At 72.2% G+C, this 25,186-nt stretch carries 20 protein-coding genes; 13 read left to right on the forward strand and 7 right to left on the reverse strand.

Features of this window, described 5'->3' with window-relative positions:
- Nucleotides 1-7: 7 nt before the first annotated feature.
- Entirely contained in the window at nucleotides 8-397 is a 390-nt protein-coding gene (locus tag OG587_RS13830) for a hypothetical protein (RefSeq protein WP_329090306.1), read from the reverse strand.
- A gap of 622 nt (nucleotides 398-1,019) precedes the next feature.
- Between OG587_RS13830 and OG587_RS13835 the strand changes: the two genes are divergently transcribed.
- Nucleotides 1,020-2,225 (forward strand): ROK family transcriptional regulator, encoded by a 1,206-nt coding sequence (locus OG587_RS13835; protein ID WP_329090307.1) that lies wholly within the window; start codon nucleotides 1,020-1,022, stop codon nucleotides 2,223-2,225.
- A 218-nt stretch (nucleotides 2,226-2,443) separates the two neighbouring features.
- On the opposite strand, the gene OG587_RS13840 is transcribed toward OG587_RS13835, so the two are convergent.
- The 3 genes from OG587_RS13840 to OG587_RS13850 form a co-directional block, all read right to left on the reverse strand.
- Complete coding sequence (locus OG587_RS13840; RefSeq protein WP_329090308.1) at nucleotides 2,444-3,529, reverse strand: CU044_5270 family protein; 1,086 nt, start codon at nucleotides 3,527-3,529, stop codon at nucleotides 2,444-2,446.
- On the reverse strand, nucleotides 3,526-4,095 hold the full coding sequence (locus tag OG587_RS13845) for an RNA polymerase sigma factor (protein ID WP_329090309.1): 570 nt from the start codon (nucleotides 4,093-4,095) through the stop codon (nucleotides 3,526-3,528). The genes OG587_RS13840 and OG587_RS13845 overlap by 4 nt, the downstream gene beginning before the upstream one ends.
- 180 nt (nucleotides 4,096-4,275) lie before the next feature.
- Nucleotides 4,276-4,659, reverse strand: coding sequence for a tyrosine-type recombinase/integrase (locus tag OG587_RS13850; protein WP_329090310.1), 384 nt, complete (start codon nucleotides 4,657-4,659; stop codon nucleotides 4,276-4,278).
- Nucleotides 4,660-5,306: 647 nt separating this feature from the next.
- Here OG587_RS13850 and OG587_RS13855 point away from each other — a divergent pair.
- Entirely contained in the window at nucleotides 5,307-8,090 is a 2,784-nt protein-coding gene (locus OG587_RS13855) for a glycoside hydrolase family 3 C-terminal domain-containing protein (protein WP_329090311.1), read from the forward strand.
- Nucleotides 8,091-8,101: 11 nt separating this feature from the next.
- Entirely contained in the window at nucleotides 8,102-9,091 is a 990-nt protein-coding gene (locus OG587_RS13860) for a LacI family DNA-binding transcriptional regulator (RefSeq protein WP_329090312.1), read from the forward strand.
- Nucleotides 9,092-9,437: 346 nt separating this feature from the next.
- Here OG587_RS13860 and OG587_RS13865 read toward each other — a convergent pair whose 3' ends face one another.
- Nucleotides 9,438-10,775: a hypothetical protein gene (locus OG587_RS13865; protein ID WP_329090313.1), complete on the reverse strand. Its 1,338-nt coding sequence runs from the start codon at nucleotides 10,773-10,775 to the stop codon at nucleotides 9,438-9,440.
- Between the two features lie 223 nt (nucleotides 10,776-10,998).
- Nucleotides 10,999-12,756: an acetyl/propionyl/methylcrotonyl-CoA carboxylase subunit alpha gene (locus OG587_RS13870; protein WP_329090314.1), complete on the reverse strand. Its 1,758-nt coding sequence runs from the start codon at nucleotides 12,754-12,756 to the stop codon at nucleotides 10,999-11,001.
- 341 nt (nucleotides 12,757-13,097) lie between these two features.
- Here OG587_RS13870 and OG587_RS13875 point away from each other — a divergent pair, with 341 nt between their 5' ends.
- Complete coding sequence (locus tag OG587_RS13875; protein WP_329090315.1) at nucleotides 13,098-13,370, forward strand: WXG100 family type VII secretion target; 273 nt, start codon at nucleotides 13,098-13,100, stop codon at nucleotides 13,368-13,370.
- A 237-nt stretch (nucleotides 13,371-13,607) separates the two neighbouring features.
- Here the strand turns inward: OG587_RS13875 and OG587_RS13880 are convergent, their stop codons facing one another.
- Nucleotides 13,608-18,239 carry an FtsK/SpoIIIE domain-containing protein gene (locus OG587_RS13880; RefSeq protein WP_329090316.1) on the reverse strand — a complete coding sequence of 1,544 codons (4,632 nt, stop codon included), beginning with the start codon at nucleotides 18,237-18,239 and terminating at the stop codon, nucleotides 13,608-13,610.
- Between the two features lie 562 nt (nucleotides 18,240-18,801).
- On the opposite strand from OG587_RS13880, the gene OG587_RS13885 reads away from it, so the two are divergent.
- The 9 genes from OG587_RS13885 (at nucleotide 18,802) to OG587_RS13925 (ending at nucleotide 25,174) form a co-directional block, all read left to right on the forward strand.
- Complete coding sequence (locus OG587_RS13885) at nucleotides 18,802-19,503, forward strand: hypothetical protein (RefSeq protein ID WP_329090317.1); 702 nt, start codon at nucleotides 18,802-18,804, stop codon at nucleotides 19,501-19,503.
- 1 nt (nucleotide 19,504) lies between these two features.
- Nucleotides 19,505-20,326 carry a hypothetical protein gene (locus tag OG587_RS13890; protein WP_329090318.1) on the forward strand — a complete coding sequence of 274 codons (822 nt, stop codon included), beginning with the start codon at nucleotides 19,505-19,507 and terminating at the stop codon, nucleotides 20,324-20,326.
- A complete protein-coding gene (locus tag OG587_RS13895; protein ID WP_329090320.1) occupies nucleotides 20,323-21,624 on the forward strand; it encodes a CpaF family protein in 1,302 nt (433 codons plus the stop codon). Before OG587_RS13890 ends, OG587_RS13895 begins: the two co-directional genes overlap by 4 nt.
- Nucleotides 21,621-22,508, forward strand: coding sequence for a type II secretion system F family protein (locus OG587_RS13900; protein ID WP_329090322.1), 888 nt, complete (start codon nucleotides 21,621-21,623; stop codon nucleotides 22,506-22,508). The genes OG587_RS13895 and OG587_RS13900 overlap by 4 nt, the downstream gene beginning before the upstream one ends.
- Complete coding sequence (locus OG587_RS13905) at nucleotides 22,501-23,436, forward strand: type II secretion system F family protein (RefSeq protein WP_329090324.1); 936 nt, start codon at nucleotides 22,501-22,503, stop codon at nucleotides 23,434-23,436. Before OG587_RS13900 ends, OG587_RS13905 begins: the two co-directional genes overlap by 8 nt.
- Nucleotides 23,437-23,438: 2 nt before the next feature.
- Nucleotides 23,439-23,690 carry a hypothetical protein gene (locus tag OG587_RS13910; RefSeq protein WP_329090326.1) on the forward strand — a complete coding sequence of 84 codons (252 nt, stop codon included), beginning with the start codon at nucleotides 23,439-23,441 and terminating at the stop codon, nucleotides 23,688-23,690.
- Nucleotides 23,677-24,192, forward strand: a complete 516-nt coding sequence (locus tag OG587_RS13915; RefSeq protein ID WP_329090327.1) for a TadE family protein — start codon at nucleotides 23,677-23,679, stop codon at nucleotides 24,190-24,192. The genes OG587_RS13910 and OG587_RS13915 overlap by 14 nt, the downstream gene beginning before the upstream one ends.
- Complete coding sequence (locus tag OG587_RS13920) at nucleotides 24,183-24,611, forward strand: TadE/TadG family type IV pilus assembly protein (protein ID WP_329090329.1); 429 nt, start codon at nucleotides 24,183-24,185, stop codon at nucleotides 24,609-24,611. The genes OG587_RS13915 and OG587_RS13920 overlap by 10 nt, the downstream gene beginning before the upstream one ends.
- 155 nt (nucleotides 24,612-24,766) lie before the next feature.
- Nucleotides 24,767-25,174 carry a pilus assembly protein TadG-related protein gene (locus OG587_RS13925; protein WP_329090330.1) on the forward strand — a complete coding sequence of 136 codons (408 nt, stop codon included), beginning with the start codon at nucleotides 24,767-24,769 and terminating at the stop codon, nucleotides 25,172-25,174.
- Nucleotides 25,175-25,186 lie beyond the last annotated feature (12 nt).

A 25,186-nucleotide genomic window follows, 5' to 3' on the forward strand; every position in this document is an offset into this window, starting at 1 on the left:
GGGCTTCCTAAGCACGGCCGTTGTCCCGCAGGACCTTCATGTAGAAGTCGCGGGCCTCGTCCCCGCCGTCCCGCCGCCACTCCGTGACGATCTGCCTGGCGTCGCTCACCGGCCGCCGGCCGCGCATGATGTCGGTGAACTTGTCCTCGGTGGGGACCTGCAGCCCGGAGTACTTCGACGGCCGCTGGATCCTGATCCCGTCGAACGGGCCCTTCTTCAGGTACGGGAAGCTCGCGTTCTGCCACTCGACGTTGGCCCTGACCGCGTCGGGCCAGGGCCAGTCCACGTACAGCGGGCGCCCGCCCAGGAAGCCGTAGGTGCAGGCGACCTCCTTGCGGCCGAGGTCGTTCGCCCGCGGGACGTTGTCCTTCCCCCGGGTGAAGTGCTTTTCCTCCACGCCGAAAGCATCGGCTCGAACTCGGGGGTCTCGTACTTGTGGAGGAGCCTGCCGCCCTCGTACCGCCAGTCCTGCGGGATGCGGAAGGTCGGCCACATCATCTCGTGGATGCTGCCGAACGCCCAGCGCCCGGCCTTGGCGTCGATGATCTCCCTGCCGAGCTCGAACAGCTCGTCGGCGGACCTGGGGTTGGCGTTCCAGCCGTTCTTCTCGAACAGGTCCTTGCGGTACAGCAGCGCGAGGGGGTAAGGCTCGGTCGGGAACGGCACCGCCATGAGCCTGCCGTTCCAGACCGACCACTGCCACGCGGCCGTCGGCAGGCCGCCCCCGCGGTCATCGCGGCGCTCAGTCCCACCAGCCCGAGGAATCCACGGCGGCTGGTCATCGCGCCCGGGGGAAGATCCTTCACGGGGCGCTCCCTTCGTTGTCTCGAGACGGGTCCGGGGTGTCGTGGCGGATGTCTCCGGGGGTAGAATTAGTTAGTCTTACGACCAAACAAATTAGTCGAGGGTGGCCGTCGCCACAAGGGACCGACGATCGCGGGGCGCCGGTGAGCGGTCACGGATTGGTGAACGATGGGGCATGATGGGGCCAGCCTGGCCGAGCGGGAGCGGGACTCACCTTGATCACACCTACGACTGACCCGCGGCCGGCCGACTTCGCCGACGTGCGGGCCACCAACCTCGCCGTCGTGCTGAGATTCGTGCGCGAGCACGCGCCGTGCTCGCGGGCCGACATCGCGGCGTCCACCGGCCTCAACAAGGCGACCGTGTCGAGCCTGGTCGCCGATCTGATCGACCGCCGCCTGGTCAGGGAGACCGGCCTGACGGAGAACCGCGTCGGCCGCCCCGCCACGATGCTCGTGCTCGACGGCTCGCCGTACGCGGCGATCGGCATCGAGGTCAACGTCGACTACGTCACCGCGGTCGCGGTGGACCTGTCGGGGGAGAGGCTGCTGTCCTGGCGCAGGTCCTTCCCCGGCGCGGCCGGTACGGCGGGCCAGGCCATGGCCACCGTCGCGGGAATCGTCCGCCGGGTGGTGACCCGGATGGCCAAGGAGGAGCGCCAAATCCTGGGGCTGACCGTGGGCGTGCCGGGGCTGATCGGCACCGACGGCACCGTGCGCATCGCGCCCAACCTCGGCTGGCGCGACGCCGACCTCTGTGGCGACCTCACCAAGGCCCTGCGCGACCCGGGCTTCCCCGTCCAGGTCGACAACGACGCCAACCTGGCGGCCCTGGCCGAGTACCGCTTCGGCCCGCACGCCGGGACGGCCAACCTGGTCTACCTCACCGGTGAGATCGGCGTCGGGGCCGGGATCATCCTCGACGGGCGGCTGCGCCGCGGGGGCCAGGGGTACGGCGGCGAGATCGGCCACATCCAGCTCGACCCCTTCGGCGCCGAGTGCCGCTGCGGGCGCCTGGGCTGCCTGGAGGCCGTCGCCGGGATCGGCGCCGTGCTGGAGCACGCCGCGATCTCGCCCGCCGAGGTCGAGGTCGAGCTTGACGAGGTGGTGAGGCTGGCCCGCGCGGGCGACGCGCGCACGCTCGCCCTCCTGAGCTCCGTGGGTCACAACCTCGGCAAGGGCGTGGCCCTGATGACCAACCTGCTCAACCCCGAGGTGGTCATCCTGGGCGGCTACTACGTGCCGCTCGCGCCGTGGCTGCTGCCCTCGGTGGAGGCCGAGACCCGGGGACGCACGATCGCGCCGGACGCGGGGGGCTGCCGGGTCGTGGCCTCCACACTCGGGTACGGGGCGGCCGCGCTGGGAGGCGCAGCCCGGGTGCTCGACTCCGTGGACTCCGGCCGCCTGCCACGGATCTCGTGATCCGCGTCGCGCCAAACGCGGTTCGCGTGGTCTCGTGCTCCGTGTCGCGCTGAGCGTGGTCCGCGTCGGGGGTTTCGTGATCCGCGTCTCGGCGGCGGCGCCACTCCTCCCGATCATGGACGTTGGCGGGGCCCGGACCGGCGCCTTTCCGCCAGCGGCTGCGGGAGCGGCCCCGGCTCTCGTTCAGACGAGGAGGCCGGGGCCGGGGTGGCGATTGGTCAGGAGTGGTCCGCCGGCACCTTCGGCGATTCGTCGGTCCAGCCCGACTCCAGAACGGCGCTCCAACCGGCCGGTCGAAGATCTGCGCAACCCTGCTCGCCTACCGACCTACCGACCGACAGCAGGCGCCCGGTGTCCTTGTCGAACAGGACCTGCGACTCAGTGCCGTAGCTGGGCTCGCAGCTTCGCAACGCGACCCCTACCGCGTCACGGCCCAGCGGGTCCCGTACGCCGCCGAGGGAACGGACCTCGGGCAGATCGGCCATCAGCCGAAACAGCGCCGCCCTGACTCCGGAAGGGGCAGGCAGTTCGAGCAGCAGTTCGGCCGCCTGCTCAAACAGGATCTCATCTCGTCTCTTGTCGCTCATCCCAGGACCCTGCCACCGGATCAGGACCTCTTTCAGCGCCTCCGGTTCGGTGGGCAGGCGCTGGATATCGGCGACGGAGACCGCTTTGCCGTTGACGTTGGGCCAGCTTGACCCCGGTTCGGCAAAATTGTTCAGCCGACTGGCGTAAGGCGTCTTGCCTGTTTCATCGTCCACCGCCCGGTTGCCGCGAGCGCAGGTGAAATGAGCTTGATCCGAGCTGAACTCGCCCTCCTTGGGTGGTTTCGCGCCCTTGGCGGCGTCCACTTGGGTCCAGGAGTGGACTATCCACCAACTCGGATCCTTGGGCGACTTCGCCACCCACGTCTCGTCTCGGCAAACGCCGTGGGATGACCTTCCGCTGAACGAACCGCCCGAGTTCGCACCCCGGGTATGCCAGTACCGGCCGGCGACGGTCGGCACTTTCACGGTCTGCTCCGCTGCGGCGAGCAGCAGACCGCGCGCGGCGGGCTCGGCGGACCGATCGCCGGCACCGCCAGGTATCAGAGTCACGGCCACCGCGAGCCCCGCCGCCACCACTCCCGCCGTTCCCAATCCCCAGCCCAGCTTGACGCGGCCACGAGGGGGGACGACCGAGACCGTGGACGGCCGTGTGGTCGCGGCGGCGATGATTCGGTCGAGCCGTTCAGGATCGTCCACCGGCTTGAGCGAAGCGGGACGAGTGCCAGAGAGCGACTTCATCACATCGGTCTTCTTCACCGGGTTGACTCCTTTATGAATGCCAGCGATTCGGAGGGGAACACGGCGGCGCCGGTGATCGCGTCGGGCTCAGCGGCCATCGCACGCTCCAGCCTGCGCCGGGCACGGTGCAACCGGACAAAGAATGTGGCGGTGGAGCAGCCAACGACCTTCGCCGCATCCACGGCCCGCAGCCCATGCCAGGCGACCAGCGTGAGCACTTCACGATCACCATCGGAGAGCGCAGCGAGCCCCCGCAAAACGGCTGCCCTCTCGGTCACCGACTCGGCGACGTCGCGCGCTGTCAGCTCCGTGACCGAGCCCCACGTCGACAGCTCGTTCTCCAGCGACTGACGCCGAGCCTCCGCACGGTAGGACTCGCGCAGCACGTTGCGGGCAACGCCGAGCAGCCATGGGAGCGCCTCATCCGGCACGTCGTCGATCCGCCGCCACGCGACGCAGAATGTCTCACTCGCCACCTCCTCCGCGAGTTGCCGCCCCGCACGGCTGACCGCGTACGCGTACACGCTCGAATAGCAGGAGCCGTACAAGACGGTGAACCGGTCCCGAGGACCAGGTTCGATCATGTGTCCTCCCTTCCCTTAAGTGCGCCAGTACCAGGGAAGTGAGCGAACCGCGCCATTTCTTACAGCCTGAGGGGAATATGTGCGCCGCACGGCCGGTGATCTTCCACCCCTTCACTCGATCCGAGGAGGATACGAGGGGGATGAACGCTCTTTGGCCTCCATCGTTTTCTGCGCCGTTCCTCAGCGCCTGCGGGCGGCGGGATCGCGTCCGGCTTGCCGGCGTGCGAGTGCTTCGCCGGAGACTCGGGCGTAGCGGGCCAGTGAGGCGACCGAGGTGTGCCCGGAGTAGGCCGGCAGGGTGGAGGTGTTGGCGCCGTCCTCGGCCGCGTGGGTCAGTGCCGAGTGCCGGAGTTGGTGCAGTGTCCAGCCGCCGGTGGCGGTCTCGAACAGCTCGGCCGCCCGCCGGTAGGACAGCCGCGCCTTCCCGCTGCCGGCGTCGACGTCGGCCGGCGGCAGTTCCACCCGGGCCCGCCGGTCGGTGGTGAACACCGGCCCGCTCCGGCGCCCGTCCAGCAGACGGGGTAGCAGCCGGGCGGTGCCGGTGCGGCCGAGGCCGATCCCCACCGCTCGATGAACCAGGCGGCGACTCGATCAGCCGCGGCTTCCCCCTCGAACACGGTCACCGGGGTGTAGGAACCGAACTTCTCGGTCAGAGCACGCAACGCCGTGGCGTAGGCCCGCGCGGTGTTGGGGTTGGACACCCCGGCGAGAAACCCCTCGATCGCGTCCTTGAGCACCGGGACCGACCGCTCGACACCGATCTTGCGGACCACTCCCGCGACGCCTCCGCGCTCTATCGCAGATAACCATGAGGTCTGGCCTCCGCCCAGCGGGGGCATTTCCCCAGGACGGAACTGACATTACCGCAGATAATCATGGAGTATCTGCGGCTAGCCGCTCTCCAAGGGGTCCGGCGAGGAACTGTACAGCGCTGACCTGTTCTGAGAGGGCTTAGCGCACGATCCGGTGCCGATGTTCCTCAGACCCCGGGTTCGGGGGGATTCGGGGCGTTTGTCGACTACCTCTTGACCTTGGCCGCACAGGAGTGCACCCTTCAGGGAAGCTCCGCTCGAAACACGCGTGTAACGACCACCGGGGCGCGCGGGTGGCGACCGGAGTTTTCCCGGACCGATTATCGAAGCGCTTCGACTGAGGCGTTTTCCACGTCGAGGAATCGAAGCGCTTCGACGCGCTCAAAGGGATGGTCCCCGATGAACGAACCGTTCCGTGACCCGGAACTTCCCCTCGCGCAGCGGATCACGGACCTGCGGGGCAGGCTGACCCTGGAGGAGAAGATCGGGCTGCTGCACCAGTACCAGTCGCCGGTGGAACGCCTCGGGCTCGGCCCGTTCCGCACCGGCACCGAGGCGCTGCACGGTCTGGCCTGGCTCGGTCCGGCGACGGTGTTCCCGCAGGCGATCGGGCTGGCCAGCACCTGGGACCCCGACCTCGTCCGGCGGGTCGGCGAGGCCACGAGCGACGAGGTCCTGGCCTTCCACCACAAGGATCCGGCGGGGGCGGGGCTCAACGTCTGGGCCCCGGTGGTCAACCCGCTGCGCGACCCCCGCTGGGGCCGCAACGAGGAGGGCTATTCCGAGGACCCGTGGCTGACCGGCGTCATGGCGACGGCGTACGCCTCCGGCCTTCGTGGGAGCGATCCCACAGTGCTGAAGACCGCCCCCACCCTCAAGCACTTCCTCGGCTACAACAACGAGACCGACCGCTGCGTCACCTCCAGCGACCTGCCGCCCCGGGTGCTGCGCGAGTACGAGCTCCCGGCCTACAGGCCCGCCCTGGAGAGCGGCGCCGCGGTCGCCGTGATGCCCTCCTACAACCTGGTCAACGGCCGTCCCGCCCACCTCAGCCCGCTGATCGGCGAGGTGCTGCGGGCCTGGGCGCCCGACGACCTCCTCGTGGTCAGCGACGCGTACGCGCCCGCCAATCTCACCGGCCCGCAGGGCTACCACGACGACCTGCCCGAGGCGTACGCCCACGCGATCAGAGCGGGGCTCGACAGCTTCACCCAGGACGACGACCGTCCCGAGGCCACCCTCGGCCACATCCGCGCCGCGCTGGAGCGCGGCCTGCTCACCGAGGCGGACGTCGACGCCGCCGTACGGCACACGCTGTCCATCCGCTTCCGGCTGGGCGAGTTCGACCCCGCCACCCCGTACGACGACATCACCGAGGCGGTCGTCAACTGCCCGGAGCACCAGGGCCTGGCCCGCGAGGCCGCCCGGCGCTCGATCGTGCTGCTGCGCAACGACGGCGTCCTGCCGCTGGACGCCTCGGTACTCAGGATCGCGGTCATCGGCCAGCTCGGCGACACGCTCATGGAGGACTGGTACTCCGGGACCCTCCCGTACGCCGTCACTGCCCGTGCCGGGCTCGCCGAGCGGTGCGAGACCGTCTTCTGTGAGGCCGTGGACCGGATCACCCTCTCGGTGGAGGGAATGGAAGGCCGTCACGTCGTCGCCGACCCCGACGGCGGTCCGCTCGGGATCGGCGACGAGCCCGGCCTGTTCGACCTGTTCGACTGGGGCGGCGGCTGCTACGCCCTGCGGGCCGTGGCGAGCGGGCGCCACCTGTCCGTCGACGACGAAGGGGTGCTGGTCAACGACCAGCCGGGCCCCAACGGCTGGGAGGTGCGCCAGACCTTCCGTACCGAGGACCGTCCCCGCGGCGCGCTCGCGCTCCGGCACATCTCCACCGGCCGCTACCTCGCCCTGGACGGCGGGGTCTTCCGCCTGGCCGACGACGCCGACGCCGCCGCCTGGCTCACCGTGGAGCGGGTGGTGAGCGGCGCCGAGGCCGCCGCCGCGCTCGCCGCGACCGCGGACGTGGCCGTGGTGGTCGTCGGCGACCACCCGCTGGTCAACGGCAGGGAGACCGAGGACCGCCTGGACCTCGCGCTGCCCGCCGCGCAGCAGGCCGTGGTCAGGGCGGTGTGCGAGGCCAACCCGAGAACCGTCATGGTGATCAGCAGCGGCTACCCGGTGACCTGGGACGGCGACGACCCGCCCGCGGTGCTGTGGTCCTCGCACGGGGGCCAGGAGTACGGCCACGCGCTGGCCGAGGTGCTGTTCGGCGACGCCGACCCCGAGGGGCGGCTCACCCAGACCTGGTACCGCTCGGCGTGCGAGCTGCCCGACCTGTTCGACTACGACATCATCGCCACGGACGCGACCTACCAGTACTTCAGGGGAACCCCGCTCTACCCGTTCGGCCACGGCCTCGGCTACACCACCTTCGACTACGCCGACCTGGCGGTCTCGGTGGAGGGCGGCAGGCTCATCGCCTCGGCCACCGTCACCAACACCGGCTCCCGCGCGGGGGTGGAGGTCGTCCAGATCTACACCCGCCAGCGGCGCTCCCGGGTCAAGCAGGCGCTGCGCCGCCTGCGCGGTTTCGTCAAGGTGCGCCTCGCCCCCGGCGAGAGCACCCGGGTCGACTGGGAGCTCGACGTCGCGGAACTGGCCTTCTGGGACGTGACCGGGGGCCGGTTCGTCGTCGAGGACGCCCCCCACAAGATCATGATCGGCGGTTCCTCGCGGGACATCCGGCTGTGCGCCTCCTTCCACGTCGACGGCGAGCGGATCCCGCCGCGCGATGCCTTCGCGGGCCCGATCGCCACCGTGGACCACGACGAGTACGACTCGGTGGCGTTCGTGGACGCGGCCAGGGTCTCCGGTGACGCGGTGCGATCCACCGCCGAGGGCGCGTGGATCGTGTTCCGTTTGGTCGACCTGGGGGACGGGGCCGCCTCCTGCTCCGCCCTCGCCGCCGGCGCCGAGGGCGGCGTGATCACCCTGCGCCTGGACGACCCCCTCTGCGGGCCCGTCGTCGGCGACCTCCCCGTTCCCCGCGCGGGCCGCCACGACCTCACCGAGGTGCGCACCGGGCTCGCGCAGGCGGGGGGAGTCCATGATCTTTATGTGGTGTTCGAGAACACGGGGATCACCGTGGCCTCCCTGAGTTTCGGCGCGGTCGCGTGAGCGGGCGGGCGGTGACCATCAGCGAGGTCGCCAGGCACGCCGGGGTGGCCGTGAGCACGGTGTCGTACGTGCTCAGCGGGAAGCGCGCGATCTCGGCCGACACCCGGCGCCGGGTGCTCGACAGCGTGCGGGTCCTGGGATACCACCCCAACGCAGGGGCGAGGGCCCTGGCCAGCAAGCGCGCCAACGTCATCGCGCTGGTGCTGCCCCTGCGGGCCGGGATGCACGTCCCGGTGCTGATGCAGTTCGCCACCTCGGTGGTCACCGCCGCGCGGCGGTACGACCACGACGTGCTGCTGCTCACCGCCGACGAGGGCTCCGACGGGCTCCGCAGGGCGGCGGCGAGCGCGCTGGTCGACGGGCTGGTCGTGATGGACGTGGAGCTTCACGACAGCCGGGTGCCGCTGCTCAAGGATCTCGCCGAGCCCAGCGTGCTGATCGGCTTCCCCGCGGACTCGGCCGGTCTGACCTGCGTCGACCTCGACTTCGCGCGGGCGGGCGGGCTCTGCGTGGAGCACCTGGCCGAGCACGGGCACCGGGAGGTCGCGCTGCTCGGCGCCCCCTCGGTCGTCTACGACCGGGGCACCGGCTTCGCCCGCCGCACCCGGGAGGGTTTCGCCGCGGCCGTGGCCGAGACCGGCCTGACCGGGGTGGCCCTGCCGTGCGAGGAGAACTTCGACAAGGTGTCCACCGCGATCGCCGAGCTCCTCGACACCAGGCCGGATCTGTCCGGCCTGGTCGTGCACAACGAGGCCGCGGTCGGCCACGTGCTGGGGGCGCTGCGTCAGTACGGCAGGCGGGTGCCCGACGACGTCGCCGTGGTGGCGATCTGCCCCGACGACATCGCGGAACGCTCCAGCCCGCCGCTCACCTCGGTGCTGATCCCGGCCGAGGAGGTGGGCCGCCAGGCGGTCCGGCTGCTCATGGAGAAACTCGAAGGCCGCGCCGTCCCGGACGGCACCCTGCTCCAGCCGAGGCTCACCGTCCGCGACAGCACCTGAGGCACCTGGCCCGACGTCCTCCCGCCACTACCCGCAGTTCGCCCTGCCTGGCCTGCTCGTGTGACAGCACCTGAGGCGCCTGGCCGGACGTCCTCCCGCCGGGTCTCCTCAAGGGGGTTCCCGCCGCGGGCTTTCGCGGTGGGCTTCCGTGACTCCTGACGGGCTCTCGTCCGCGCTTCCGTGACCGCGCTTCCATGAGCGCGCTTCCGTAAGCGGGTTTCCGTAAGCGGGTTTCCGTAACGGCGACGGGCGCGCCCCCCGGAAGGGAAGCGCGCCCGTCGCCGTTCTGCTCGTTCTGCTCGTTCTGTTCGTCTGTCTGTCCCGCTGATCGTTCCGCCGGGGACGACTACCAGTCGCCGCCGCCGAAGTCACCGCCGCCGAAGTCGCCTCCGCCACCGAAGTCACCCCAGCCTCCGCCGCCGAAGTCGCCCCCGCCGCCGAAGTCGGTGCCGCTCTCGGCGCCGCCGCCGTAGCCGCCGTACCCGAAGCCGCCGCTCATCATGCTGCCCATCATCGTGCCGACCAGCATGCCGGTCATGACGTCGCCGAAGCCGCCGTAGTAGCCGTAGGCGTAGGGCTGGTAGGCCGGTCCCGCGTCGTAGTACGGGCGGCGCTGGCCGTTGACCATGACCTCGCGCGTCTGCGGCTCGAAGCCGCGCTCGACGGCCTCGGCGTCGGCCGCGCAGGCGGGCACGTCGCGCAGCGCGCCGCCGGGCGGGGCCCAGCGCACGTCGCGGGCGGAGGGACCGTGCTGCGGGTTGAAGAAGCACGGGGAGCGCCGCTCGGGCACCGGCTGGTTGTTGACGCGCGCCTTCACGCAGGCGAGGGCGTAGCGGCCCTCCTCCAGCGCGGTGGTCACGCCGCGGAGCTCGTCGGGGCGCTTGACCGCCACGAGTTCCACCTTGGCCCGCTCGTAGGAGTCGAGGGCGCGCTGCCAGTCCTGCTGGTGGTCGGCGCCGTCGTTGAGCAGCTTGACGTCGGTGTCGAGGTCGGTGATCTCCTCACCGAACTTGGTGACGTCCTCGTCCACGGTCTGCTTGACCGCGGCCAGCTCGGCGGCCTCGCGCGCCAGGCGGTCCTTCTTCTTCTTGCGGGAGTAGAGGAAGATGCCCCCGCCGCCGGCCAGGGCCAGCACCAGGATGCCGACCAGCACGCCCCCGCTGGAGCCGCTGGAGGAGCTGGAGGAGCCGGACGAGACACCGGCGCCGGTGGCCGCGTCATCGGCCAGCTTGACGAAGTTGATCACGTTGTCGGTCGGGCTGCTGGCGGTCTTGGCCCGCCCGAGCAGCTCGTCGACGTCGACGCCCCTGATGTTGGTGACGCCGAACGGCGTGGTGCCGCTCATCACCAGGACGGTGGACTTGGAACCGACGCCCTTGAGCATCGAGCTCAGCAGGGTCCTCGCCTGGGACTGGCTGCTGATCGAGCCCTGGGGCAGCAGCGCCACGTAGACGGAGGGAGTCTGTTCGACCGCGCCGCGCATGGCGTTGACGGCGTCGGCGGGCAGGTTCGCCGCGGGATCGGCGTAGAAGTGGTCCCCGTCCTTCAGATCCGAGACGATCGCACTGGGGTCTGGCGCCGCGGCGTTGGCCGCCGGGGCGATCATGAACATGGCCAGTAGTCCGGCGAACAATGCCATGATCGTGGCACCGAAACGACCTGGCGCGGCTTTTGTGGTGGTCACGGCAGAAAGCCTCCTTCGTCCTGAAGACGAATGAGTGGACGGCAGAGTTCCCTACCCCTCGACCGTATCCCCTCGCGGCCCGCGTCAGGCGCCTCCCGGGCACCCGGTATCCGATCGTCGTGCCGGCCCGGCCGGCGTGGAGACCGCGAACGTCCCCAAATCGGGGCTCCCGGTATCCGATCGTCGTACCGGCTCCCGGCCCGCCATATCCCCGCGAGCGCGCTCAGGTGTCCTTGATCTCGCAGATCGTGGCGCCCGAGGTGATGGTCTGGCCGACCGACGCCGCGAGCCCCGTGACGGTGCCCGCCTTGTGGGCGGCGAGCGGCTGCTCCATCTTCATCGCCTCCAGCACGACGATCGTGTCACCGGCCGCGACGGTGTCGCCGTCGGTCGCGACGATCTTGACGATCGTGCCCTGCATCGGGCTGACCAGCGAGTCGCCGTCCGCGACTTTCCTGGCCACCCCGCCGGAGCCCCGGCGCGGCGCCTTCGAGGCCGTGCGGGCCGCGCCCCCGGCGCCCCCGGCGGCGAACCCCGAGGGGAGCACCACCTCCAGCCGCTTGCCGCCCACCTCGACGGTGATCCGCTCCCGCTCGCCCGGCTCCCCGGCCACGCCCCGCTCTCCCTCGTACGGCGGGATCGTGTTGTCGAACTCGGTCTCGATCCACCGGGTGTGCACCGAGAACGGCTCGCCGGTGAACGCGGGATCGGCCACCACGGCCCGGTGGAAGGGCAGCACGGTCGGCATGCCGCCGATCTCGAACTCGGCCAGGGCCCTGCGCGAGCGCTCCAGGGCCTGTGCCCGGGTGGCCCCGGTCACGACCAGCTTGGCGACCAGCGAGTCGAAGGACTGCGGGACGGTCATGCCCGCCTCGTAACCGGCGTCCAGGCGCACCCCCGGCCCCGAGGGGGCGCTCATGCGCGTGATCGTGCCGGGGGAGGGCAGGAAACCGCGCCCGGCGTCCTCGGCGTTGATCCGGAACTCGATCGAGTGGCCGCGCAGCACGGGGTCGCCGTAGCCGAGCTCCTCACCGTCGGCGACGCGGAACATCTCCCGTACGAGATCGATGCCCGCGACCTCCTCGCTCACCGGGTGCTCGACCTGCAGGCGGGTGTTGACCTCCAGGAAGGAGATCGTGCCGTCCTGGCCCACCAGGAACTCGCACGTGCCGGCGCCGACGTAGCCCGCCTCGCGCAGGATCGCCTTGGAGCTGGTGTAGAGCAGGTCGAGCTGCTCGGGCGACAGGAACGGGGCCGGAGCCTCCTCGACCAGCTTCTGGTGGCGGCGCTGCAGCGAGCAGTCGCGGGTGGACACCACGACCACGGTGCCGTGGGCGTCGGCCAGGCACTGGGTCTCCACGTGCCGGGGCCGGTCCAGGTAGCGCTCGACGAAGCACTCGCCCCGGCCGAACGCGGTGACGGCCTCGCGGACCGCGCTGTCGTACAGCTCGGGGATCTCCTCCAGGGTGCGGGCGACCTTCAGCCCGCGCCCGCCGCCGCCGTACGCGGCCTTGATCGCGATCGGCAGGCCGTGTTCGGCGGCGAAGGCGACGACCTCCTCGCTCCCCGAGACCGGGTCCTTGGTGCCGGCCACGAGCGGCGCACCGACCTTCTGGGCGATGTGGCGGGCCTGCACCTTGTCGCCGAGCGCGGTGATCGCGGCCGGCGGCGGGCCGATCCAGGTCAGCCCCGCGTCGATCACGGCCTGGGCGAAGCCCGCGTTCTCGGCCAGGAAGCCGTAGCCGGGGTGCACGGCGTCGGCCCCGGCCTCGGCGGCGATGCCCAGCAGCTTGTCGACGTCGAGGTAGGTCTCCGCGGGAGTCTCGCCGCCGAGCGCGCGGGCCTCGTCCGCGACCCGGACGTGGAGCGCGTCCAGATCCTGGTCGGCGTAGACGGCGACGCTGGCCAGCCCGGCGTCCTTGCAGGCGCGGGCGATCCGCACCGCGATCTCACCGCGGTTGGCGATCAGGACCTTGTGCACCGACGTCGTTCCCTTCAGTACGTGCGGACGGAGGACTGGGGTGGCCTTCAACGGAGTGTAAGCGTCTCCTGATCGTGGAGGAGGGGTGGGCCCTGGTCCCGGCGACACCCCGCGGAGCTTCGCCCGGCCGCTCCCGGCGGTCCCGCCCTTCGCCGCGATCTCACCTCCTGCCTATAGCTTCCTGAATTACCAAAAATCAAGACAATGGAGAACGTTTAGCATCTTGGCGGCTGAGGGAACGTCCATAGCCGCTCGGCATAACCCGGATACCTCTGTGATCCTTACGCCTATCGTGATTTCGTTTGGCGACTCCCCCTGACACCGATCCGAAGGAGACTGGCATGAGCCAGAACTTGCTCGGCGGCAATCCCGCGGAAATGCAGCAGATGGCCACCCAGTTCACCCAGCAGGCCGACCAGGTCAGGGCCACCGTGGCCGCCCTCGACCGGGAGGCCGCGAAGGTCGGCACCGCCTGGACGGGGCCCGGTGCCCAGCGTTTCAGCGAGGCCTGGCAGAACTACCGCGCCGCCTTCCAGCGCATGTCCGAGGAGCTCGCCGAGGCTTCCCGGGTCATCAACACCTACCGTGGCAATATCGAGTCCGCCACGCGATAGGAAACGGTCCGCCGAAATGCCCCGGTCCTTAAGGACCGGGGCATTTTCTCATTGACGGCACAGAACGGTGGGGAGCGGCGGAGGACGACACCGGACGGCGCGGGACGGCGGAGGGGGGCGCCAGGAAGGCACGGGGGCCGCGCGGGACGGCGGAGGGGGCGCCAGGAAGGCACGGGGCGGCGCGGGACGGCGCGGGACGGCGGAGGGCCGCGCGGGGCGGCGTGTGTCGGCGGCCTCTCAGGTGACGGCGGCCTGGACGGGGACCACCGAGCCCAGGGTCACCAGCAGGCCGCGGCCGGGAGGGCCGCCGACCGCGCCGCGGGGCAGGCGGACGGTGAACAGGTCGCCGTCGGCGGGGCTCTGGACCGACAGCAGCAGGCCCGTGCGGCCCTTGCGGGCCTCGGCCGCGAAACCCCGGTAGGCGGTGGTCAGGTCGCCGGTGGTGCCGCCGATGATCATGCCGTGCTCGCCGTCCCTGCCGCTCCGCAGCACCTGCTCCAGCGCGGTGCCCAGGGGGGAGTCGGGGGAGATCAGCTCGGCGTCGTCGACGATCACGACGTAGCGGTCCTGCCCCGCGACGGCCTCGTGCAGGTCGCCGCCCGCGTCCAGCACGGCCAGCACGCCCGGGGTGTCCACCAGGGTGCACAGCGGGCTGCGCCGGGGGGTCACGAGGACCGTGGGGGTGCCGTGGGAGAGCAGCGAGTGGGTGGCGGTCAGCAGCGCCGTGGACCTGCCCGACCTGGGCGGGCCCGCGACGACCGCGGCGGGGCCGTGGGCGAGCAGGTCGACGCCGAGCGGTGTCAGCGAGTCGCCTCCGGCGCCGAGCAGCGCCCACAGCGGGGACGGGGGCCGGAAGGAGGGCACCAGGTCCAGGACCTGCGCCGCGGTGACGCGCATCGGCAGCGCGTCCACCCGCATCGGCGGGTCGGCGGTGATCTCCGGCGCCGAGCGGGCCAGCGCCTGAAGCGCGGCGACCTGCGCGGGTCCCGAGGGGTCGTCGCAGAGCAGCGCGATCTGGCTCTCGGTCGTGCCGTGCTCGCCGGTCGACAGCGCGCGGCCCGGCGCGAGGGTCGCGGGCAGGTCCTTGACGGGCATCCCGGCGAGGCCGTAGTCGGAGGGGTCGGCGAGCCGCAGGATCAGCCGGTCGTCGAAGACCGTGGAGATCTGTCCGATCAGCGCCGACCTGTCGCCGGTCACCACGGCCCTCAGCCCCACCGCGGGGCCCTCGCGCAACAGCTGCATCAGCGACTCGATCAGCCGCCCGTAGTCGTACGCCTCGAACGCGGCGACGAACCCCTCCCACCGGTCGAGCATCAGGACCAGCCACGGCAGCCGCGGCCCGTCCGCGGCGGCGCGCAACTCGGCCAGCGAGGCGTACCCGGCCTCGGCGAGGAGTTGCTGGCGCCGCCCCACCTCCGCGCGGAGCCGGGTCAGCAGCCGCTCGACCCGGTCGAGCTGGTCGCGGGTCACCACCGCCCCGCAGTGCGGCATCGCCATCAGGGGCAGCAGCGACCCCGAGCCGCAGTCGATCGCGTGCACGTGCACGTCGTCGGGGGAGGCTCCGGCGGCGATCGCCCCCGCCAGCGTGCGCAGCGCGGTGGACCGCCCGCTGCGCGAGGCGCCCGCGACGAGCAGGTGCCCCCCGTGGGCGAGGTCGAGCGCCAGCGCCCGCCGGTCCTGCGCCCAGGGCAGGTCGGTGATCCCGAAGGCCAGCGGCGGCACCTCCTCGACCCCCGCCCGGTACGGCAGCCCGCCGGGCGCGTCACCGGGCAGCACGGGCGTGACCGGGAGGACGGGGACGGTCACGAGGTCGGGAAGCGGTTCGAGCCAGGGACTCGGCTGCTCCGCGACCCCGGTGAGGCGGGCCGCCTCGACCAGGGCGTCGACGAGCAGGGACAGGTCGGTGACGTGGCCGCTCTCGGCCCCGGCGTGGACCGGCCTGGGGTGCCCCAGGGTCTGCCACCCGACCTCCGTCACCCGTACCCTCACCTCGCCGCCCGAGGCGCCGGGGCTCCGGCCGCCGATCCGCGCGGTCTGCACGGCCGTCGCCGCCCCCGCGCCCGACTTCACGTAGCACCGGCCGGGAGCGGACTTGGGGATGTACGAGGCGTCGGGGCGGCCGATGACGTCGGCCGACTCCGACGCCTCGGTGACCCTCAGGGCGATCCGCAGGGAGGTGTTGGCCTGGATGTCGGCGGTCACCACGCCGCCGGGCCGCTGGGTGGCGAGGATGAGGTGGATGCCCAGCGAGCGTCCCCGCCTGGCGATGTCGACCAGTCCGGTCATGAAGTCGGGCAGCTCGCTGACCATGGCCGCGAACTCGTCGATGACCAGCGCCAGCCGGGGCAGCGGGGGCGGGGGCTCCAGGGACGCCGGGGACACAGAGGACACAGAGGACACAGAGGACGCAGAGGACGCGGCGCGTCCGCGCGGCGGCCTGGCCTGCGTGCCGCCTCCGGCGACGAGCAGGTCGCGTGAGGCGCGGGCCGTGCGGGCGTCGCGCAGCTCGTGGTAGTCCTCGATGTCCTTCGCCCCCGCGGCCAGCAGCAGGCGCTCGCGGCGGCGGATCTCCGCGGCTAGCGAGGCCAGGGCCCGCTGGGTCAGGTGGCCGTCGAGGTCGCTGACCATGCCCACCGTGTGCGGCAGCCGCACGCACTCCTTGAACGCGGCGCCGCCCTTGTAGTCGATGAGCACGAACGTCATCTCGTCCGGCCGGTTGGCCACCGCGAGCGAGCAGATCAGGGTCTGCAGCAGTTCGGACTTGCCCGCGCCCGTGGTGCCCGCGATGAGCGCGTGCGGCCCGTCCCTGCGCAGGTCGATGGAGAACGGCCCCTCGGGGCCCGCTCCCACCACGGCCTCGGTGGCCCGGCCCCAGCGTTTGGTCAGGGCCGCGCCGGAGACCGACGGCAGCTCCAGCAGGTCCAGCAGCCGCGCGGAGTCCGGCAGGGCGAGTCCGGCGTCGTCGCGGCTGACGTCGCGGATCGGCGCCAGCGAGCGGGCGAGCCGGTCGCACCAGGCGGCCGTCACCTGGTCGGCCAGGATCTCCCCGAGGTCGTCCAGGCCGCCGCCGCGCAGCCGTACCGTGCCGTCGGCCTCTACAGCGGCGACGGTGGCGCACTCCTCGGGCAGCAGCCGCTGGTCGCCGTCGACGGCCAGGGTGTAGACGCCCGCCCTGGGGCCCTGGCGCAGCACCTGGGGCATGCCAGGCAGGGCGCGCAGCACCTGCGCGCCGTCGAGCACGACCAGCACGTCGTAGGGGCGCTCGTCGTAGACGGGGGCGGCGTACGGCTGCTCGGCACCCGTACCCGAGGCTCCGCCCAGGTCGCCCCAGCCGGCCGGGACGCGGCCCAGCTTGGCCGCGGGGCCCGCGGCGGCGTCGTCGCCGAGGCGCTCGTCGATCAGCGCGGCCAGTTCGCTCACCCGGCGGGCCGCGGCCTCGGGGTCGGCGCCGACCAGGGCCACGCAGTCCTCGCCGCCGCGCGGGGCGCAGTGCGGCAGCCAGCGGACCCAGTTCCAGCGCTCCTCGCCGTCGCCGTGCGCGGACAGGACGACGATCGCCAGGTCGCGCGGGCTGTGCAGGGCGGCGGCCTGGCCGACCATCCAGCGCGCCACCCCGGCCGTCGTGTTCCTGGGCCCGGTCAGGCCGGCGACGCCCAGGCGGCGCATGGCCAGCGCCACCGGTACCGCCTGGCAGGTGGGCGGGACGGGCAGCGGGGCGTCGATCGCCGCGGAGCGCTCTGCGGCGAACTCCAGGTCGGCGGGGAGGTCGGCGAGGCCGATCCGCAGCCGCAGCGCGTCGGGGTCGTGGTCGCGCCGCTCCCAGAGCCGCCGCCGGGGGCCGGTCACGGTGAGCAGCACCGCGGCGGGGTCGGGCGCGGCGGCGCGGCGGGCGGTCTCGTCGTCGGCGCGGGCGCGCTCCACGGCCGCCTCGAAGACCTTCAGCCGCTGCCTGTACTCCTTGACCTGCTGGCGGTACTGCTTGCGGCCGTGCCGCCTGTCGCTCCACCACTGGCCGATCATGATCAGTGGCGTCATGAACGCGAACAGCAGGAAGTACCACGAACCGAGGGCGATGCACATGCCCACCCCCAGCGCGGCGGGCAGGAACGCGGTGAGCAGCTGCAGCCGCATCGTCTCGGCCCGCCTGGGCTCGGCCGGGACCTCGAAGCGCCGAGCGCCGCCCGGCGGCCGGAACCTGGGCGGCCGGTTGTAGGCCAGCCCGCCGTCGGGCTGCGCGTCCAGGTGGGCGTCGGGCGGCTCCACCGCCTTGAGGGTGAGCACGGTTCCGCCGCAGCTCAGCAGGGCGTGTTCGGGCCAGGGCAGCGGACCCTCCAGGGGGTCGCGGTCCAGCAGGGGCGCCGTGCCCTCCCCGGGTTCCACGGTGATGGCGTCCGGGGTGAGCCGCACCACCGCGGCCCGCGCGGGCAGCCGGGGGTCGGCCACGGCCACCGCGCAGGCGGGGTCGGAGCCGATGGTGTGCACGCCCAGGCTGAGACGGTGCACCGATCCGGCGGCGGGCCCGCCGACCACCCGGATCTCCACGATCCCGCCGGGTTCCTCGGCCAGCGTGGCCACCGCGAGGGAGCGGTCGAGGGTGACGAGGTCGCCGTCGCGGAGCAGGCCGAGCGCGGGGGCGGCGGGGTCGAGGGGGCGGCCGTCCATCCAGAGCGTCGGGGGCTCGGCCCCGGCGGAGTCGCGGCCCAGCCCGTACGGGGCCTTGCTGCGCGTCAGCCGCACCACGTTGCTCGGCCGCTCGCCTCCCTGGCCCGCCAGGGACTCCGCGAGCCGTGCCACCGTGGTCGTCTCGTCGCCCTCGACCACGACATCGCGGTCGGCGTGCTCGCTGAGCACGGTGAGCATGATCCGCATCGCCGCTCTCCTCGGGTCAGGCCCCGGACCCACCGTACAGAGTGAAAACCATCCCGGAGGGAGTGTTCGCGGCAATGTCATGACTCGCGACCGGTATGTGGAAAACGGGAAAACCTGTGGATAACCATCCGGGGGTGTTGACCGGTTATGCCGCTCTAGGTGGGCATTTGGCGATGTGGAGGCCTCCCGGCGGTGACCTGCCCGTGATGCGAGGCTGTGGAAAACCTGTTCGGAGAACCGGGGGGAGTGGCGGATTCCGCTCCGGATCCGGAACCCGGCGGCCCGGTCCCCCGGAGGGGAGCGCGTCGCACACGGGAATGAGGGGTGAAAAAGCTGGGGTGATTGGTACGAGAGTTAATTACCGTCCTTATCACCCGGTTAAGTCTCCCGTCATCTAGCCAAACGGCCATTTTCTTCTGAAGCGGCGTTGACAGACGTGTTCCTATCAAACGAGCATGGGTCCTGGCTTTTGTCCTACGGCCCGTCGGCATGGTGCGCATAATGGCGTAAATTCGACCAGTAGTTCCCCATATTTATGATCACTCTGGGAGTCCCCCTACCCATGAGGACCAGTGAGAAGCCAACGGGCCGCGTCCCGGTCAACGCCGAGCGTCAGACCTCGGCGGGCACCCTGTCGGGTCCGGCGTCGCGCAAGCTTCCCGTGCCCCCACGCGAGCGCAAACCAGCCCTCGCCGCCCTCGCCGTCCTCCTCATCCTGGGCGGCGCCCTCGCCACCACCCTGCTCGTCCTGCGCAGCGGCGACCGCGTCTCGGCGATCGCCGTCGCCCAGCAGATCGGCGCCGGACAGCCCTTCACCGAGGCGATGCTGAAGGAGGTCCAGATCGCCGACACCGGCATCGGCTACGTGGCCTGGTCCCAGCGCGCCCGCGTCACCGAGAACTTCGCTCGCGTCACCCTCATCCCCGGCACACTCCTCACCCGCGACATGGTGGTCTCCGCCAGCAGGGAGCTCGGCCCCGGCAAGGCGCAGGTCGGCCTCTCGCTCAAACCCGGCCAGACACCGGGCACCCTGGAGCGCGGAGACCGGGTCCAGGTCGTCCACGTGCCGAGCAGGGGCGCCGGCACCGACCGGGAGAACCGGGTGCTCGCGCAGAGCGCCCTGGTCCACCAGATCGGCACACCGGGCAGGACCGGGGCGAACGGCCTGGTCACCATCATCGTCGACAGCACCATCTCGCCGGAGATCGTCGCGTACGCCTCCACCGGCGAGATCGCCCTCGCCGAGCTGCCGGGAGCGCGCTGACGTGGCGCTCATCGTGCTGGCCGCCGACAAGGGCGCGCCCGGCGTGACCACGGCGGCCACCGCGCTCGGCGCGATCTGGCCGCGCCCGGTGCTGCTCGCCGAGTGCGACCCGGCGGGCGGCGACCTCGCCTACCGCCTGCCCGCCGCCGACGGCGGCGTGCTCAACCCCGCCAGGGGCCTGCTCACCCTGGGGGCCACGGCCCGCCGGGGCCTGCACCCCGACCAGATCCACGAGCACACCCAGAAGATCATCGGTGGCCTGGACGTGCTGGCCGGGCTGACCCACGGCGAGCAGGCGTCCGGGCTGACCTGGCTCTGGGGGCCGCTCGGCCGGGCGCTGGCCACGCTGCCCGACGCCGACGTGCTCGCCGACTGCGGGCGCCTGGGCGGGCACCCGCAGCTCGCCGAGCTGACCAGCGAGGCCTCGCTGGTCGTGCTGTTCACCAGGGCCAGCCTCGATCACGTCGCCCACCTGCGCGAACGCCTGCAGATCATGCCGCGCGAGCCCCAGGTGGGCGTGGTCGTGATCGCCGACCCCCGCCAGTACCGCACGACCATCGAGGAGGTGCGCCGGATCGTCACGGGCACCGGCAGGCACGTCGCCTTCGTGAGCGGGCTCGCGCACGACCCCAAGGGCGCGGAGCTGCTGCGCGGCCAGTGGGGCGGGCGTCTGGACCGCTCCCTGCTGATCCGCACCGCCAGGGAGCTGGGCGGCCGTCTCGACGCCCAGCTCCGCGCCCAGGAGTCGGCGGAGTCGGCCTTCCGCGCCCGGGAGCAGGCCGCCCGGCTGCCCGCCGAGCCGCCGAGCGGAGCGAGGCCGTGACCATCGACCACACGCTGGTGAAGCGCTTCCGGCAGGACGTCGGCGACAGGCTGGCCCACCAGCGCCGCCTCGACCAGGCCAGTGGCCTGCCGCCGATGACCGGCGAGGACGAGCGCCAGTTCGCCCGCGCCCTGATCGCCCAGATCCTGGAGGAGTTCGCCCGCGGCGAGATCGGCGTCGGCAGGACGCCGCCCACCGCCGAGGAGGAGGAGGCGCTGGCCGCGGGGATCCACGCGGCCCTGTTCGGCGTCGGGCGCCTCCAGCCGCTGCTCGACGACCCCGAGGTCGAGAACATCGACATCAACGGCTGCGACCGGGTGTTCGTCGGCTACGCCGACGGCCAGGAGCTCATGCGAGACCCGGTGGCCGAGTCCGACGAGGAGCTGGTCGAGCTGATCCAGATCCTCGCCGCCTACAGCGGCCTGTCCAGCAGGCCGTTCGACACCGCCAACCCCCAGCTCGATCTGCGCCTTCCCGACGGCTCCCGTCTCTCGGCCGTGATGGACGTGACGGTGCGCCCGTCGATCTCCATCCGCCGTTCCCGGCTGGGCAAGGTGTTTCTCAGCGACCTCGTGGGAAACGGCAGCCTGACCCCGGAATTGGGGCGTTTTCTCTCGGCCGCGGTGGCGGCCAGGAAGAACATCATGATTTCCGGCTCGACCAACGCCGGGAAAACGACCCTGTTGCGCGCGCTCGCCAATGAGATTCCGCCGTCCGAGCGGCTCATCACCGTCGAACGCGCCCTCGAACTCGGCCTCGACCAGTTTTCCGAGCTCCATCCCAACGTGGTCGCCTTCGAGCAGCGGCTCCCCAACTCCGAGGGCCAGGGCGAGATCACCATGGCGGAGCTGGTCCGCCGCTCCCTGCGGATGAACCCGTCCCGGGTGATCGTCGGCGAGGTCCTCGGCGACGAGATCGTCACCATGCTCAACGCGATGACCCAGGGCAACGACGGCTCGCTGTCGACCATCCACGCCAACTCCTCGATGGAGGTCTTCAACCGCATCGCCACCTACGCGCTCCAGGCCTCCGAGCGCCTGCCGATCGAGGCCACCCACATGCTCATCGCGGGCGCGATCGACTTCGTGGTGTTCATCGAGAAGCGCAACGACTACGCGGTGGGCGGCAGGCTGCGCCGCTTCGTGTCGAGCGTGCGCGAGGTGGCCGGGGTGGACGGCCGGGTGCTCTCCTCCGAGGTGTTCGCCACGGCGCCCGACGGCCGGGTCCTGCCGCACGCGCCGCTGTCGTGCCGGGAGGAACTGGCCCACTTCGGCTACGACCCGGGAGGCTGGGCATGACCTCCCTCCCGCAGGGCCTGTTCGACCCGCTGGTGCTGCTCTCCGGCCTCGCGCTCGGCGCCGGGCTGTTCCTGCTCTTCCTCTCCCTGTACGGGGTGAGTCCCAGGCCGTCCACCCCCGGCAGGACGGCGGGCAGGCGCGAGTTCCTGCGCGCCCTGTCCACCCGGTCCGCGGTGGGGGTGATCGCCGGGGTGCTCGTGCTCGTGGTGACCGGCTGGCCGGTCATGGCGGCGGGAGCGGTGCTCCTCGCGGTGGCCTGGCGGGGTCTGTCCGGCGGCGCCGCGGAGGAGCGGACCGCGATGCGGCGGCTGGAGGCCCTGGCCGCCTGGACCGAGTCGCTCCGCGACACCATCGCCGGGGCGGCCGGGCTCGAGCAGGCGATCCCGTCCTCGATCCGGGCGGCCGCCCCCACGCTCCGCCCGCACCTGCGGTCCATGGTCGACCGCCTGCACACCAGGATGGCGCTGCCCGACGCGCTCAGGCTCTTCGCCGACGAGCTCGACGACCCCTCCGCCGACCTGGTCGTGGCCGCCCTCATCCTCAACTCCAAGCTGCGCGGCCCCGGCCTGCGCGACGTCCTCGGCGCGCTGGCGGTGTCGGCCCGCGAGGAGCTCGACATGCGCCGCCGGGTCGAGGCGGAGCGCCGTTCCACCCGCCGCAGCGTGCAGATCGTGGTCGGTACGGCCGTCGCCTTCGCCGTCATGCTCGTGGTGTTCAACCCCTCCTACGTCGAGGAGTACGACAACACGCTCGGCCAGGCCGTGCTCGTGGTGGTCGCCGGGCTCTTCGGCGCCGGGTTCGCCTGGATGCGCCGCCTGGCCCGCTTCGACAAGCCCGCCCGCCTGCTCGGCCTGCCCTCCGGAGGTGAGGTACGCGATGACTGAGGCGCTGCTCGCGGGCTCGGTGCTCGGGATAGGCCTGTTCCTGCTGCTGCGGGCGCTGTTCCCGGCCCGCCCCGGCCTGGTGACGCGCCTGCTGGCACTCGACGCCGCCAGGGAGGGCACCGACGCGCCCCGGGCTCGGCTCATCCTGCCCGACGAGGAGGTCAGCGCGTTCCGGCGCGGCCTGGGCGAGCGGATGGCCCGCTTCTACGCCGCCAGGGGCTGGGAGGCCCGCTCGGCCAGGGCCGACCTCGCACTGCTCGGCAGGTCGTTCGAGGGCTTCCTCGCCACCAAGGTGCTGCTGGCGGTCTCCGGGCTGCTGGCGTTCCCCCTGCTGGTCGGCTGGCTGGTGCTGATGGAGTGGGGCATCTCCCTCACCGTCCCGCTGTGGGCGGCGCTCGCGGTCGCCGGGGTCTTCTTCGTCCTGCCCGACCTGCAGGTCAAGCGGGACGCCTCACGGATGCGCCGCGACTTCCGGCACGTCGTCGGCTCCTTCCTCGACCTCGTCGCGATGAACCTCGCGGGCGGGCGGGGGGTGCCGGAGGCGTTGATGATGGCGGTCTCCGTGGGCAGCCCGGGACCCGACGACGAGGGGGCCAACTGGGCGATGTCCCGCATCCGTGAGGCGCTCGGCAACGCCAGGATCGTCGGCATCACCCCCTGGCAGGCCCTCGGCCAGCTCGGTGACGAGATCAACGTCGACGAGCTGCGCGACCTGTCCGCCGCGCTCGGGCTGGTCGCCGACGACGGCGCCAAGGTCCGCTCCTCCCTCACCGCCCGCGCCGCGACCATGCGGCGCCGCGAGCTCGCCGAGATCGAGGGGCAGGCGGGCGAGCGTTCCCAGTCGATGCTCGTCGCCCAGCTCCTGCTCTGCGCGGGCTTCGTGATCTTTCTGAGTTTCCCGGCCGCTATGAAGATGTTGGGGTCCTGACCATGCTGAGCCATCCGTGGATCGTCTACGCGGCCGCCGTTCTGAGCGTCCGGATCGAGAAGGCGCGCAGCGCCCCCACCCGGGGCGCCTCCGCCGTCGAATGGGTCATCATCACGGCCATCATCGCCGGGGTGGCGCTCGGACTCGCCACCCTCATCAAGACCCTCGTCGAGGGGAAGCAGGCCGAGATCTCCACCCAGTTCGGCGGAGGCGGGGGCGGCGGGGGCGGGGGCGGCGAACTTGGAGACCCGTGAGCGCGCCCGGCGCCACGACCGGCCGAACCGGGACCGTGACGGTGAGCGCGACCGGAAGGGGAGACCGCGGCGCGGCGGGCGCTCCGGCGCCGGTGAGCGCGGCGGTGAGCGCGGTGCCACGGTCGTCGAGCTGGCGATCATCATGCCGGTGGTGCTCGTCGTCATCCTGCTCATCGTGCAGTCCGCCCTCTGGTTCCACGGACGCCAGATCGCCGACGCCGCGGCCAGGGAGGGTGCGCGGCTCGCGCGGGCCGACACCGAGTCCTGGCAGCAGGACGCCGAGTCCCGCGCCCAGGAGCTGATCCGGACCGTCGGCCCGAAACTCCTCGAAGGCGCCACGGTCACGGCCTGGGAGGAGGGCGACCAGCGGGGGGTCGAGGTGACCGCCTCGGCGGTCCAGGTCGTCCCGCTGCTGCCGTCCACCACGTTCACCGTCACCGCGCGCTTCGGCGGTCCCATCGAGTGCTTCCGTCCCGACGACGGGAGCGAAGGGTGCGAGTGATCCCCTTGACGTCCAGGTCGACGCGCGGGGCCCGGGACGACCGCGGGTCGCTCAGCGCCGAGACGGTGCTGCTGGCCCCGGTCTTCCTGCTGTTCCTGCTGTTCCTGGTGGGCGCGGGGAGGGTGGTGGAGGCCCAGGGCGAGGTCAACGGCGCCGCCAGGGACGCCGCCAGGGCCGCCTCCGTCGAGCGCACCCTGTCCGACGCCGAGAGCGCGGCGGACGAGGCGGCCCGCGGAGCCCTGTCGGGCGAGTGCGAGCCCGAGGTCAGCCTGTCCGGTACGACCTGGCAGGAGGGGGGCCGGGTCCACGCCGAGGTGACCTGCTCCCTGGACCTGGAGTTCCTGGGCTTCGGCGCGGCCAAGGACATCAAGGGCGACTCGGTGGTCCCGCTGGAGCAGTTCCGGAGGGTCGAGGAGTGAGCACCGCCGAAGCACTTCCCAAGGGGCGAGGAGTGAGCACCGCCGAAGCAGGCCCGGAGGGTCGGGCGGTGAACCCCGCCGGAGCACTTCCCGAGGGGCGAGGAGTGAACCCCGCGGACCCGTCCCCTCCCGCGACCCGGGCGCAGCGGGGGTCGATGTCGATCTTCACGGTGATCTTCTCGGTGGTGGTGTTCCTGCTGGCCGGGCTGCTCGTCGACGGCGGGGCCGCCATCAACGCCCGGCTGCGCGCGGCCGACGTCGCCGAGCAGGCCGCGAGGGCCGCCGCCGACGAGATCGACGTCGAGCACCTGCGCGCCACCGGCCAGGCCCGGCTGCTGGGGGAGGGGGAGACCTGCGCGCAGGCCGAGGAGATCGTCTCCGCCCACGGCGGCGGCGACGTACGGCTCACGGAGTGCGCGCTCGGCGGCGGCGAGGCCGAGGTCACCGTGAACGTCTCCGTCACCTGGAAGGCGTTCTTCCTGTCCGCCTTCGGCTTCCCCGGCTCGGACATGGAGGCCCAGGCCACGGCCGGGCCGGACATCGGGGAAGACCAATTGCCGTGAATCGCCGGCCCA

The organism is Streptosporangium sp. NBC_01469 (assembly GCF_036227305.1).
In the GTDB taxonomy this organism is placed as follows: Bacteria; Actinomycetota; Actinomycetes; order Streptosporangiales; family Streptosporangiaceae; genus Streptosporangium.